Origin of the sequence: Streptomyces sp. NPDC007162, from assembly GCF_040634175.1 — a bacterium.
Lineage (GTDB): Bacteria > Actinomycetota > Actinomycetes > Streptomycetales > Streptomycetaceae > Streptomyces.
Map to the genome: position 1 here is coordinate 1 of NZ_JBEYFC010000240.1, position 12,979 is coordinate 12,979.

The 12,979-nt window shown below is 72.7% G+C and carries 9 protein-coding genes; 5 read left to right on the top strand and 4 right to left on the bottom strand.

Annotated features, from left to right (window positions below; all coding sequences use genetic code 11):
• The coding region (locus ABZ646_RS25915; protein ID WP_360523421.1) for a PAS domain-containing protein at positions 1-1,760 on the bottom strand (1,760 nt) is incomplete at its 3' end.
• Between the two features lie 209 nt (positions 1,761-1,969).
• Here ABZ646_RS25915 and ABZ646_RS25920 point away from each other — a divergent pair.
• From ABZ646_RS25920 to ABZ646_RS25930, 3 genes are all read left to right on the top strand, one after another.
• Positions 1,970-4,438 carry a SpoIIE family protein phosphatase gene (locus ABZ646_RS25920; RefSeq protein ID WP_360523424.1) on the top strand — a complete coding sequence of 823 codons (2,469 nt, stop codon included), beginning with the start codon at positions 1,970-1,972 and terminating at the stop codon, positions 4,436-4,438.
• Between the two features lie 255 nt (positions 4,439-4,693).
• A complete protein-coding gene (locus ABZ646_RS25925) occupies positions 4,694-6,211 on the top strand; it encodes a hypothetical protein (RefSeq protein ID WP_360523427.1) in 1,518 nt (505 codons plus the stop codon).
• 43 nt (positions 6,212-6,254) lie between these two features.
• The gene (locus tag ABZ646_RS25930; RefSeq protein WP_360523429.1) at positions 6,255-7,862 is read left to right on the top strand and encodes a protein kinase; all 1,608 of its coding nucleotides are present in this window, start codon (positions 6,255-6,257) and stop codon (positions 7,860-7,862) included.
• Positions 7,863-7,883: 21 nt separating this feature from the next.
• On the opposite strand, the gene gap is transcribed toward ABZ646_RS25930, so the two are convergent.
• Together gap and ABZ646_RS25940 are read right to left on the bottom strand one after the other, a co-directional pair.
• Positions 7,884-8,879 carry a type I glyceraldehyde-3-phosphate dehydrogenase gene (gap, locus tag ABZ646_RS25935; RefSeq protein WP_360523432.1) on the bottom strand — a complete coding sequence of 332 codons (996 nt, stop codon included), beginning with the start codon at positions 8,877-8,879 and terminating at the stop codon, positions 7,884-7,886.
• A gap of 105 nt (positions 8,880-8,984) precedes the next feature.
• Positions 8,985-9,941, bottom strand: a complete 957-nt coding sequence (locus ABZ646_RS25940; RefSeq protein WP_360523435.1) for a helix-turn-helix domain-containing protein — start codon at positions 9,939-9,941, stop codon at positions 8,985-8,987.
• A gap of 64 nt (positions 9,942-10,005) precedes the next feature.
• Between ABZ646_RS25940 and ABZ646_RS25945 the strand changes: the two genes are divergently transcribed.
• Complete coding sequence (locus tag ABZ646_RS25945) at positions 10,006-10,317, top strand: hypothetical protein (RefSeq protein ID WP_360523438.1); 312 nt, start codon at positions 10,006-10,008, stop codon at positions 10,315-10,317.
• A gap of 115 nt (positions 10,318-10,432) precedes the next feature.
• Here ABZ646_RS25945 and ABZ646_RS25950 read toward each other — a convergent pair whose 3' ends face one another.
• A complete protein-coding gene (locus ABZ646_RS25950; protein ID WP_360523443.1) occupies positions 10,433-11,446 on the bottom strand; it encodes a LacI family DNA-binding transcriptional regulator in 1,014 nt (337 codons plus the stop codon).
• Between the two features lie 358 nt (positions 11,447-11,804).
• Here ABZ646_RS25950 and ABZ646_RS25955 point away from each other — a divergent pair, with 358 nt between their 5' ends.
• Entirely contained in the window at positions 11,805-12,863 is a 1,059-nt protein-coding gene (locus ABZ646_RS25955) for a cellulase family glycosylhydrolase (protein ID WP_360523440.1), read from the top strand.
• Positions 12,864-12,979 lie beyond the last annotated feature (116 nt).

Below are 12,979 nucleotides of genomic sequence, written 5' to 3' on the forward strand. Positions count from 1 at the left end.
ATCTCGCAGCGCCTGGTGTGCGGGTCGTACACCGCGTACAGACAGGTGACGATGTAGTGCTCCAGATCGCAGGTGATCTTGTCCAGGTGCTGGAGCACGGCGGCAGGCGGCAGCTCCAGGTCCGCGTACGCGCAGGTGGCGGTGCGCAGCCGGCCCATCGTGGCGGCGGCGTCGATGCCGTTTCCCATGACGTCGCCGACGACCAGCGCGGTCCGGTCGCCCGCCAGCGGGATCACGTCGTACCAGTCACCGCCCACCTCGCTGGTCGCCTGCGCGGGCTGGTAGCGGGAGGCCAGCTCCAGACCCGTGTGGTGCGGCGGGTGGTCGGGGAGCAGGCTGCGCTGGAGGGTGAGGGCGGTGTTGCGGACGCTCTGGAACCAGCGGGCGTTGTCGATGGCGACCGCCGCGCGCCCGGCCAGCTCACTGGCGAGGACCACGTCGTCCTCGTCGAACGGCAGCGGATTGCTGGTGCGCTTGAGGTCCAGGGCACCGAGCACCTCGCCGTGGGCGATGAGGGGCACGGCCAGGTAGGAGTGGACACCGGCCCGCGCCAGCAGCTCGCCCGCCGCCGCGTTGCGCGCGATCCGCGGCAGGTCGTGCGCGCCGACGTGCGGGACCAGGACCGGGCGTGCGGTGTGCACGCACAGCGTCACCAGGCGGTCACCGTCGTAGGCCGCCAGCTCCCCGGGGGGATCGGCGGCCCGCAGCGCCACCGTGGGACGCGCCGCCTTCAGGGCGAGGGCACGGAACAGCTCCGGGCCGTTGTCCGGGCGGCGTGAGCGGCGCAGGGCCAGCGCCGAGTCCAGCACGTCCACCGCGACCACGTCCGCGAGGACCGGGGTGGCGACCTCGGCCAGCTCGGCGGCCGTGCGCTCCACCTCCAGCGAGGTACCCACCCGCGCCGAGGCGTCCGCGATCAGCGCGAGCCGGCGCCGGGCCCGGTCGGCCTCGGCCGCCGCGCGATGCCGCTCCGTGACGTCGACGACCGAGGTCGCCGCGCCCAGGACCCGGCCGGCGGGGTCCTCCAGCCGGTAGAACGACAGCGACCAGGCGTGCTCGTGGTCCGGATCGGCGGGCGGCCGGCCCACGTGGTACTGGTCGAGCAGCGGCGTGCCGGTGGTGAGCACCTGGCGCAGCGCCGACTCCACCGTGTCGATGTCGGGCAGCGGCAGCGTCTCCCGCAGGTGCCGCCCGATGTGCTCCTCGGCCGGGATGCCGTCGATCCGCTCCAGGGCCGGGTTCACCAGCAGATAGCGCAGGTCGGGGTCGAGGAGGGCCAGGCCGATCGGGGACTGGTTGATCAGCCGCTCGCACAGCGCCAGATCGGTCTCCACCCGCTGGAGCAGGTTGTGGTCGGCGACGATACCCAGGGCGTACACGTCCCCGAGGTCGTCCAGCAGCCGCATGCTGCGGAACTCCATCAGGCGGCTGCCGCCGTCCTTGTGCCGGACCGGGAAGGCGCCGGCCCAGGCCCGGCCGGTCTCCAGCACCTCCGTGAAGAGGCTCACCGCCGCCTGCAGATGCTCCGGGTCGACCAGCAGACGTGCCGCGTACCGGCCCAGGGCCTCCTCGGCCGAGTATCCGAACAGCTCCCCGGCCTGCGGGGTCCAGAACACGATCCGTCCCTGGGAGTCCAGCGCCACGGCGGCCACGCTCAGCACGTCCAGCAGACCGGTGGGACGCAGCCTGCCGGGTCCGTACCCCTCACCACCGGAACCGGAGCCGTCGCCGCCACCGGACCCCAGGGAACCCGCAACCATCCCTCAACCACCTCCACCGGCCGCCGGGCCGATGCCGAAGCGGCCGCCACGGCACTTCCATGCTGCCCCCGCCCCGCCACTCGCCCAACTCCAGACGGGTACCCCGGTCCCGGCGGCGGCTCCCGTCCTCCCGGTCACCCGGTTTCCCCACGGGCCGTGCGTATCGGCCGGACAAGCAGGAACATGGGGGTACGTAGAGGATGTAGCCAATGGATTCTCCGCGAAAAGACGTCGATGCGCCGGCCTCCGTGGGCCCCCGCGATCTCCTCGACGCGTCCAGCGACGCGGCGGCGGTCGTGTCGGCCGCGGGTGCCGTGCTCGGCTGGACCCGCGCCGCCGAGGCCCTGCTCGGCCACCCGCCCGCCGAGGTGACCGGCCGCCCCGCGGCGCGGCTGCTCGCCATGCGCGCCGACCCGGCCCGCGTCGCCGGCGTCGCCGAGCGCTGCCGCTCCGGCATGGGCTGGAGCGGGCTCGTACCGCTGCGGCACCGCGACGGTCACAGCGTCCTGGTCGACCTGCGGGTCTCCGCGTCCTTCCGCATCGGCGCCGAGGAGTGTTTCCTGCTCTCGGCGCGTGAGCAGCGCCCCCAGTGGCCGATGGGGGAGTCCGTCCTCGACGGGTTCCTCACCCGCTCGCCGATCGGCATGGCCGTGATGGACCTGGAGCTGCGCTACGTCTGGCTGAACGACACCCTGGAGCAGTTCGGCGGAGTGCCCCGCGAGCAGCGCCTGGGCCGGCGGCTGAGCGAACTGCTGCCCGGGCTCCAGGCGACCGCCGTCGAGACCCGGATGCGCGAGGTGCTGGCGACCGGGGAACCGGTCATGGACTACGAGTACCTCGGCTGGAGCTGGTCCGATCCCCTCCGCCAGCGCGCCTACTCCACGTCCTTCTTCCCCCTCGTGGGCCCCGACGACTCCGTGACGGGCGTCTGCTACCTGGTCACCGACGTCACCGAGCGGTGGGCCGCCCGCCAGCTGCTGTCCCTGGTCAACGAGGCCGGCACCCGGATCGGCACCACCCTCGACGTGCTGCGCACCGCCCAGGAACTCGCCGACTTCGCGGTCCCCCGCTTCGCCGACTTCGTCATCGTCGACCTCCTGGAGCCCGTCCTCAGCACCGAGGGACACGGCACCTGGCTGACCGACGCGGGTCCCGCGCCGGCCAAGCCGGTGATGCGGCGCGCCGCACTGCGGACCGTCCGCGAGGGCAACCCCGAGGTGGTGGCGCGGATCGGCGACAAGGTGGACTTCCTGCCGCCGCCGCACGGCCTCGACCTGCTCATCACAGGGGAACCGATCCTCATCCCCGAACTCGATCCGGACGACGTCCTGTGGGTCACCGAGCAGCCTGCGCGGACCGCCCGCATCCGGGAGTTCGGACTGCACTCGCTCATCTCGGTCCCGATGCGGGCGCGCAACACCGCCCTCGGCCTCACCACCTTCGCGCGCTCGCGCAACCCGGCCCCCTTCCAGGCCGACGACGTCCTGCTCGCCCGGGAACTGGTCGCCCGGGCCGCCGTCTGCGTCGACAACGCCCGCCGCTACACGAGGGAGCACACCGCGGCCGTCACCCTCCAGCGCAGCCTGCTGCCCCAGGCCCTGACCGGCGGTACGGCCCTGGACGTGGCCTCCTCCTACCTGCCGGCGGACGCGACCGACGGGGTCGGCGGCGACTGGTTCGACGTGATCCCGCTGTCCGGCGCCCGGGTCGGCCTGGTCGTCGGCGACGTGGTGGGCCACGGCCTCACCGCGGCGGCCAGCATGGGCCGGCTGCGCACCGCCGTACAGACCCTCGCCGACATGGAACTGCCTCCCGACGAACTCCTCGCCCACCTCGACGACCTGGTGCTGCGGCTGGGGGAGGAGGAGAACTCGGGCACGGCGGCCGAGGGCAGCACGGCCACGTTCGTCGGAGCGACCTGTCTGTACGCCGTCTACGACCCGGTGACCCGGCGCTGCGCCATGGCCCGGGCCGGGCACCCGCCGCCGGTGGTCGTGGCGCCCGACGGACAGGTCTGGTTCCCCGAGATGCCCGCCGGGCCACCGCTCGGGCTCGGCGGCATGGCCTTCGAGGCCACCGAGATCGAGCTCGCCGAGCACAGCCTCCTCGGCCTCTACACCGACGGCCTCATCGAAGGCGCCGACCGCGACGTCGAGCTGGGCATGTCCCGGCTGTGCGCCGCCCTGGCGGTCCCCGACGCGGACCTCGACACGCTGTGCGCGTCGGCCGTGCAGCAACTGGTCCCCGTTCCCCAGCCCGACGACATCGCCCTGCTGCTGGCCCGCACCCACGCCCTGGGCATCGACCACGTCGTCTCCTGGGACGTACCCGTCGACCCGGCCGCCGTCGGCGAGGTCCGGGCCAAGGCGGTGCACCAGGTGCTCACCTGGGGCTACGACGAGCTGGTGACGACCACCGAACTCATCGTCAGCGAACTGGTCACCAATGCCATCCGGTACGCCGAACCACCCATCACGCTGAGGCTGTTGCGTGACTCCCGGCTGACCTGCGAGGTCGCCGACGGCAGCAGCACCGCGCCCCGGCTGCGGCACGCCCGCAGCACCGACGAGGGCGGCCGCGGCCTCTTCCTCGTCGCCCAGCTCGCCCACCGCTGGGGCGCCCGCCACACGGGGGGAGGCAAGATCATCTGGGCCGAGCAGGAGATCCCGGAGAAGTGAGCCGGCGTGACCGGGCGGCGGAGGCCCTGTCGAATGCGCACGTTTGGCCGTACGCTGTCAATTGATGAGGATTCGGCAGCAATCGGGGGAGCCGCCATGTCCGGGGACGCGTACGGCCCGAACCAGCAACCAACGGACCAGCAACCACCGGAGCACGGACCGTCGGGCCACGGGTTCCCACCGCAGGGCTCTTCGCAACAGGGCTTTCCGCACCAGGGCTTTCCGCACCAGGGACCGGGGGTCTTCGTCCCGCCCATGCCGTCGGGTCCGCCGCCCGCGCCGCCGGACGCCCTGCGTGCCGCCGCCGTCGCCCTCCTCAACCTGAGCGGCCTCGGCCTCGGTTATCTGCTCGTCCGAAGACGGCTCCCGATGGCCGCCTGCCTGGCGGCGACCGCGGTGCTGCTCCTGGTGGCCCTGCCCGCGGACGCCGACGGCGTGCCCGCTGCCGCCCTGGCCGGCTACGCCCTCGTGCTGCTGCTGGCGGCCGTGCACGGCGCGTACGTCGGCCTGCGCACCCGGCTGGTCCTGCCGGGACGGCAGCCCCTCGCACTCCTGCTGGGCGTCGTCCTCCTCGCCGTCCCGGTGGGCGGCGCGCTCTGGTACGACAGCGCCCACGAGGAAGCCGTGCAGCGCGCGCTCCTCGACCGGCTCGACCAGGCGGACGAACGCGTCGCCGCGGCCGCCCACGAGGACTTCGCCGGAGCCAAGCCCGACTACCAGGACGCCCTGGCCGTCTACCGCGACCTCGTCGTCGACCACGCCGGTTCCCGTGCCGCCGCCCAGGTCCCCGACCGGCTGAGGACCTACTACACGACGGTCGCCGCGGCCTACGGCCACCAGGACTACTGCAAGGCCGTCGCGCCGCTGGAGTACCTGCGGACGGTGCCCGACTCCCTGCCGAAGGACCAGCTCGGCGCGCTCGTCCACTGGCCCGACGACCGGCTGGCCACCTCGCTGTACGAGTGCGGGGCGCAGGGCCTGACCGGCGACGGCACCGACTGGGTCCCCCGGTTCGGCGAGCTCCTGGGCACGTTCCCGGACTCCGGTCAGGCCGCCAAGGTGGTCCCGGCCCTGGACGCGGCCGAGAAGAAGGCGGCGAAGGCCGTTTCCGGCAACGATCCCTGCACCGCCGTCGAGCGGCTGCACACCCTGAACTCGCAGATCACCCAGCTGTCCAACGGCTCGGGCGCACAGGCCCGCGCACTGGGCGAGGTCGCGTCCAGGGCCGGCCGCGGCGGTGACGCGGGGGAGTACCCGTGCGGCGTCAGGCAGTACCGGGACGGGGACTACGCCAAGGCCCAGCAGACCCTGCAGCAGTTCCTCACCGACAACCCGCACGACGGCGACGGCGCCCGCGCCCGGAAGATCGTCATCGGCGCCGAGGTCGCCCAGACCCTCCCGGCGGCCGGCAAGAAGCTGCCCACCACCGCCTCCGGCGGCGGCATCTCCGTGACCGTCAGGAACGACAGCCCCGACGACATCACCGTGCTCTACACGGGCCCGGTCACCGGCAGCTTCACGCTGAAGGCGTGCGGCGGCTGCAAGGCGTACTCGTTCGCCAGCTCGATCACCCCGGGCTGGCAGCCGTGCGGCGACAGCGGCCGGAACTACCCGCAGCGCACGATCAGCCTCCCGCCCGGCACGACGTACTTCGTGCACAAGCCGAAGAACGACACCACGGCCACCCCGGGCTCCGACACCGCCAAGCTGCGCTACGGCTACGTCTACACCGAGTGCGCGTACACGACCCAGTCACTCGCGTCCGGCTACTGAGCGCGCCGGGAGGCTGTCGGACCGGCCAACTATGCTCCGGCGCATGAACGATGAGGGCAGGGACAACCCCGCGAGACGGGTTGTCGACGGGCGGTTCGAGCTGGCGGCTCGGCTCGGTGGCGGCGGCATGGGCATGGTGTGGCGGGCCACCGACCTGGTGCTGCGGCGCAGCGTGGCCGTCAAGGAGGTACGGCCGTCCGACCCCGGCCTCGCCGAGTACGACCCGGAGGCCGCCCGGCAGCTGCGCGAGCGGGTGCTCAGGGAGGCCCGCGCCCTGGCCCGGGTCGACCACCCGAACGTGGTGACCATCCATCACATCGTCGACGGCGGCCCGGGAACCTACCCGTGGATCGTGATGGAGCTCGTCACCGGCGGCTCGCTCGCCGACCGCCTCGCCCGCGGCCCGATGCACCCGGGCGAGGCCGCGCGCCTCGGCCGTGAGGTGCTGGCCGCCCTCCGGGCCGCCCACGAGGCGGGCATCGAGCACCGCGACGTGAAGCCGGCCAACGTCCTGCTGCGCCCCGACGGCCGCCCGGTCCTCACCGACTTCGGCATCGCCGCCGTCCGCGAGGCCACCGCCCTCACCGCCACCGGCTCGGTCATCGGCACACCCGACTACATGGCTCCGGAGCGCGTCGCGGGCAAGGACGGCGGGCCCGCGTCGGACCTGTGGTCGCTGGCGATGATGCTGTACGTCGCCGTGGAGGGCCACCATCCGCTGCGCCGGGGCACCACCCTCGCGACGCTCGCCGCGGTCCTCGCCGAGGACGTCCCCCCGCCGGTCAAGGCCGGCCCGCTCACGGACGTCCTCACCCGGGTCCTCGTCCGCGACCCCGGGGCCCGCCCCGACGCCCGGCGGCTGGACGGGATGCTGGCCGCCGCCGCGGAGGCGACGCGGACCGGGACCCGCGGGCCGACGCGGACCGAAACCCCCACGTCCTTTCCGCTGCAACCCCCGGCCGCGCCACCGCCGGTCACCGCTTCCGTACCCGCCGAGGCCCCGGCCGGCCGCCGCCGCTGGACGCTGCTGGCCCTGCCCACCGCGGGGGTCGCCCTCGCCGGTGTCCTCGTGTGGACCCAGCTGCCCGACACGGGCGCCCACGCCGGCGCGAAGGACACCGGCACCCCGTCCGCGACGGCACCGGCCCCGGCCGGCACCAGCGCCTCACCCTCGGCCACGGCACGGAGCACCACGTCCGACATGCTGACCCCGACGGGCATCCGCACCGCGGTCGCGGCCTTCGAGAAGGAGACCGGCCGGGACCGGTTCGCCAAGCTCACGGTGTACCCGGACTACGTGCTGGCCTACCTGATGGTGAAGGGCAGCGACACCGCGTACGACATGTACACCTACCGCCCGGGCCAGGGTGTCCAGCAGAGCGACTTCAAGGACACCCTGGACAGCGGCGAGACGCCCGTCCGCCTGGACGACTTCGCCTGGGACAAGGTCCCGTCCCTCCTGGCGCAGGCCGAGAAGAGACTCAAGGTGCCCGACCCGAGCAGCCGTTACCTGATCCTCGTCCTGCCGGGGAACGTCTTCGGCGATCCGGCCGGAATGTCCGTCTACCTCACCAACGGCTACAGCCAGACCGGGTATCTCCAGACGGACAAGAAGGGCAGGATCGTCAAGCTGATGCCGTACGACGGCTGACCCCACCCCGCCGCTCCGCCCCTAGCGTGCCAGCAGTTCCAGCGTGTCGATCACCCGGTTCGAGAAGCCCCACTCGTTGTCGTACCAGGCGACCACCTTGACATGGCGGCCGTCGACCCGGGTGAGAGCCGAGTCGAAGATCGAGGAGGCCGGGTTGCCGGTGATGTCCGAGGACACCAACGGGTCCTCCGAGTACTCCAGGACCCCCGCGAGCGGACCCTCGGCGGCCGCGCGGTACGCCGCGAGCACCTCGTCGCGCGTGACGTCACGGGAGACCGTCGTGTTGAGCTCGACGATCGAGCCCACCGGCACCGGCACCCGGATCGAGTCGCCCGACAGCTTGCCGTCGAGGTTCGGCAGCACCAGACCGATGGCCTTGGCGGCGCCCGTCGTGGTCGGCACGATGTTGACCCCGGCGGCCCGGGCCCGGCGCGGGTCGCGGTGCGGGCCGTCCTGCAGGTTCTGCTCCTGCGTGTAGGCGTGCACGGTCGTCATGAACCCGTGCTCGATACCGGCGAGTTCGTCGAGCACCGCGGCCAGCGGCGCGAGCGCGTTCGTCGTGCACGAGGCATTGGACACGACCGTGTGCAGCTCCGCGTCGTACGCGTCGGTGTTCACGCCGTACGCCAGCGTCACGTCGGCGCCGTCCGACGGCGCGCTGACCAGCACCTTCCGGGCGCCCGCGTCGAGGTGGACACGGGCCGCCTTCGCGGAGGTGAAACGGCCGGTCGACTCCAGCACGAGGTCCACGCCGAGGTCGGCCCACGGCAGCTGCGCCGGGTCGCGCTCGGCGAGCACCTTGATGCGGCGGCCGTCGACGACGAGGACGTCCCCGTCGACGCTCACCGGGCGCCCGAGGCGGCCCGCGGTCGAGTCGAAGGCCAGGAGCCGCGCCAGGGCGGTGGGCTCCGTGAGGTCGTTGACGGCGACGACCTCCAGGCCGCTGTCCCGCTCCAGCAGAGCGCGCAGCACATTGCGTCCGATGCGGCCGAATCCGTTGATGGCGATACGAGTCATGAGTGGCGTCCCTTCGCTACGCCACCAGGTTCGTCCACCGCACCCACCCCCGACAGCGGCGAGAACGCCACGGTTCGCAAGGATCCCGCCAGGCCGTCCCCGCGGTCACTCGCCCTTCGTGAAGGTGCGGCGGTAGTCGCTCGGTGTCGTGCCGAGAATGCGCTGGAAGTGCAGGCGCAGATTGGCCCCGGTGCCGAGGCCGACGTCGCCGGCGATCTGCTCGACCGCGCGCTCCGACCGTTCGAGGAGTTCCCGTGCCAGGTCGATCCGGGCCCGCATCACCCACTGCATCGGCGTGTACCCGGTGTCCTCGACGAAGCGCCGCGAGAAGGTGCGCGGGGAGACGCCCGCGTGCCGGGCGAGCATGTCCAGGGTGAGCGGCTCGGCCAGCCGGTGCAGCGCCCACTCGCGGGTCGCGGCGAACCGCTCGCCGAGCGGCTCGGGGACACTGCGCGGCACGTACTGGGCCTGGCCGCCACTGCGGTAGGGGGCCGCGACCAGCCGCCGCGCCGCGTGGTTGGAGGCGGCCACGCCCAGGTCGCCGCGGAGGATGTGCAGGCACAGGTCGATGCCGGAGGCGGCACCGGCCGACGTCAGCACGCTGCCCTCGTCGACGAACAGCACGTTCTCGTCGACCTTGACCAGCGGATGCCTCTCGGTGAGTGCGCGTGTGTAGTGCCAGTGCGTGGTGGCGCGCCTGCCGTCCAGCAACCCGGTCGCGGCGAGCGCGAACGCCCCCGTCGAGATGGCGGCCAGCCGCGCGCCCCGCCCGTGCGCCGCCAGCAGCGCGTCGACGACCTCCCGCGGCGGGTCCTCGCGGTCCGGGAACCGGTAGCCGGGCACGAACACGATCTCCGCCCACTCCAGCGCGTCCAGGCCGTGGGCGACGTGGTACGACAACCCGTCCCCGCCGGTGACCAGGCCGGGAGCTGCCCCGCACACCCGTACCTCGTACGGCATGCTCGCCCGGGTCGTGAAGACCTGTGCCGGGATGCCGACGTCGAGGGGCTTCGCCCCCTCCAGCACGAGGACGGCTACGCGATGCAGGCGGCTGACAGGCACACCGAAAGGGTACGAGCCCCTCCGCGCCGCGTCCTCGGAGCTCCTCCTCCATCCCGATCACGTCGTGCAGTTCCTCGGCCTCCTCCTGGCCGTGCCCCTCACGCTGATCGAGCAGCGCGGCGGCGATGCTGTCCAGCTTGCGCTGGACGGCGTGCTCGGCCCGGCGTTCGGAGTTCTTCAGCAGCGTGAGCAGCAGCAGGTTCACGGCGGTCATCGCATCGCCGATGAGCAGCTGCCGGGTCAGGGCGAGTCCCGCGACGTGGACCGCGACGAAGGCCAGGACCAGGGACACGCAGAACACCATGAACGGCAGCGAGCTGGGGACGTTCGAGGCCGCCTCGGCGAGCCGCTCGAACCAGCCACGCCCGTCGCGTGAGCGCTCTGCCGGATGCGGGACGGACATGGGACCTACGGCACCTGCCCTCCCAGGCCCGCGCGGCGCCGATCACCACGATCGCCCACCGGGTACCCCCGACGCCCACCTCACCCGCTCACCCGAGACCGACGCGGCCCGCCTCCCCGGCCGGCGGGGCGGTGCTGTTCCTGATCACCAGCCGGGTGGGGACGAGGTCGGTGCCGGGGCGGGAGTCGTCACCGGTGCGGAGCTGGTGCAGGACCCGCTGCACACAGCGGCGGCCGACCTCGGCGAAGTCCTGGTGGACGGTGGTCAGGGGCGGGATGAAGAAGGCCGCGTCGGGGGTGTCGTCGAAGCCCACGACACTGATGTCCGCCGGGACGGACCGCCCCCGTTCGTGGAAGGCGCGCAGCAGACCGAGTGCCATCTGGTCGTTGGCCGCGAACACGGCGGTGCACTCCGGGACTTCGGCGAGCGTCCGTCCCGCGGCCCAACCGGACTCGGCGGACCAGTCGCCGTGCAGGGGCGCCGGCACCGGGCGTCCGGCCTCTTCCAGCACCGCCCGCCAGGCCTGACTGCGGCGCTGGCCCGCGTACGAGGACGCCGGCCCGGTGACGTGCCAGACGGTCCGATGGCCCAGGTCCAGCAGGTGCCGTACGGCCCTGCGCGCGCCGTCGGCCTGGTCGGTGTCGACCACGCAGTAGCGGTCCCCGGCGTCCGAGTCCACGACCACCACGTGGACGCCGGGCGGCAGTTGCACGGTACCGGTGTCGAGCAGATGGATCTCCATGATGACGATGACGGCGTCCACGGCCAGCTCGCCCATCCGTGTGAACGCCCCCAGCACGTTGTCCTGCGTGGCCACGTCGATGGGGATGAGGGTGATCGCGTAGCCCTCGGCCGCGGCATGCGTGGCGATCGCCTCGACGGTACGGCTGCTGCCCGTCGAGGAGAGACCGAACAGGATCACGCCGATGGTGTTGAACCGTCCGTAACGCAGGGCGCGCGCGGCGCTGTTGGGCCGGTAGCCCAGCTCCCGCATGGCGGCCAGCACCTGCTCGCGGGTGGAACCGACCACTCCGGGATGGCCGTTGGAGACCCGCGACACCGTCTGCGAGGAGACACCGGCGAGTTCGGCGACGTCCGCCATGGAGACGCGTTGCTTGCGGCGCCCGCCCGGCACCCCGGAGCCGCCCCGCCCCGCGCCGCCCGCGGCCGGTGCGACCGGCTGCCCCGGCTCGTCCAGGCCCATCGCCCCACCCCTCAAATCTCCGTCACGCACGGGAAGTCGGCTCCGGGAATCTTGACGGCCGCAGGAGCGGGTGCCACGATTCCGACGCTTTCGAGTTTACGTAAACATCGCGGTGTGACCAGCCCGGACGGAGATCCCGTCAGAGCGTCGCGCAGAGGATGTTCACGTGAACATGCCTCCTCGATGTTTACGTAAACACATGGCCTGGGCCCCGATTCCCCCGCGCCGAGCCGCCTTCTCCTGAAAGGGCACGTTGATGCGCAAGACCCCCGCCAGAACCCGTGTCACCCCCCGTACGCGTGCCGCCCTCGCGGCGGTCGCGATCGCCGCGGTGGGTGCCACGACCCTCACCGGCAGCCCGGCCTCCGCCGCCGTACCGGGCCACGGCACCAGCCAGTTCAAGGGCGTCAACTGGGCCGACCCGCGCGACAACTACGCCGACGACCCTGTGGTCCTGTCCGGCCTGTCGCTCTCCGACAGCTACGCCCAGACCTACGCCAAGGCGACCCGGGTGATCGCGGCGTTCCGCGCCAACCTCGGGGCCAACACCGTACGGCTGCCCATCAACCCGTACACGGTGAACGGCTCGTACTGGAAGTCGTACCGCGGGGTCATCGACGCGGCCTCCGCGCAGGGCTTCAAGGTGATCGTCTCCTACTGGGAGGGCACCGGCGCCAACAAGGACGGCTTCATCGACGACGAGGCCACCTACTGGCCCATGTGGGACACGGTCGTGAAGGCCTACCGGCACGACCCGCACGTCTACTTCGAGCCGATGAACGAGCCGCACGGCTACACCGACGCCCAGTGGGCCGACATCGCCGCGAAGTGGCTCGCCACCTACCCGTCCGTCCCGCACGACCGGGTCTTCGTCAGCGGTGCCGGCTACAACGACCACGTCACCACCGTGTGCGCCGACCCGCGTCTGAAGGGCACTTATCTCTCCCTGCACCACTACGGGTTCTGGAAGGACTACGCGACCTACGACCAGTGGGTGGCCGACCTCAAGGAGCGCCTCGGGGACTGCGCGGGCCGTACGGTGGCCGACGAGTTCGGCGCCCCGATGACCACCGGCCTCGACTACGACAAGCCGGACGCCACCAACAACTCGGTGAACTTCATCCAGGCCGACACGGACACCTTCCGCAAGCTCGGCATGGGCTCGGTGTACTGGCCCGGCCTGCGCACCGACGACACCTACTCGATCCAGAAGCTGATCGGCGACGCGTCCCGCCCCTGGCTGGCCACCACCAACCAGTCCGGCGCCGACCGCCTCGCCTGGGCCTGGGGCCGCGGCAGGCCGGTGAGCGGCTGACCGACCCCGTCGGGGGGGGGGGGCCCCCCCGGCCCCCCCCCCCCCCCCCCCGCCGCCCGGCCCCCCCGCGGGGGGGGGGGGGATAGGATGGAGCTCCAACAAAAAAAAAAAAAAAA

Excerpts from the sequence above, each read along its gene's own strand:
- ABZ646_RS25955 (WP_360523440.1), top strand. The coding sequence starts at position 11,805 with ATGCGCAAGACCCCCGCCAGAACCCGTGTCACCCCCCGTACGCGTGCC.
- gap (WP_360523432.1), bottom strand. The coding sequence starts at position 8,879 with ATGACTCGTATCGCCATCAACGGATTCGGCCGCATCGGACGCAATGTG.
- ABZ646_RS25920 (WP_360523424.1), top strand. The coding sequence starts at position 1,970 with ATGGATTCTCCGCGAAAAGACGTCGATGCGCCGGCCTCCGTGGGCCCC.
- ABZ646_RS25925 (WP_360523427.1), top strand. The coding sequence starts at position 4,694 with ATGCCGTCGGGTCCGCCGCCCGCGCCGCCGGACGCCCTGCGTGCCGCC.
- ABZ646_RS25950 (WP_360523443.1), bottom strand. The coding sequence starts at position 11,446 with ATGGCGGACGTCGCCGAACTCGCCGGTGTCTCCTCGCAGACGGTGTCG.
- ABZ646_RS25930 (WP_360523429.1), top strand. The coding sequence starts at position 6,255 with ATGAACGATGAGGGCAGGGACAACCCCGCGAGACGGGTTGTCGACGGG.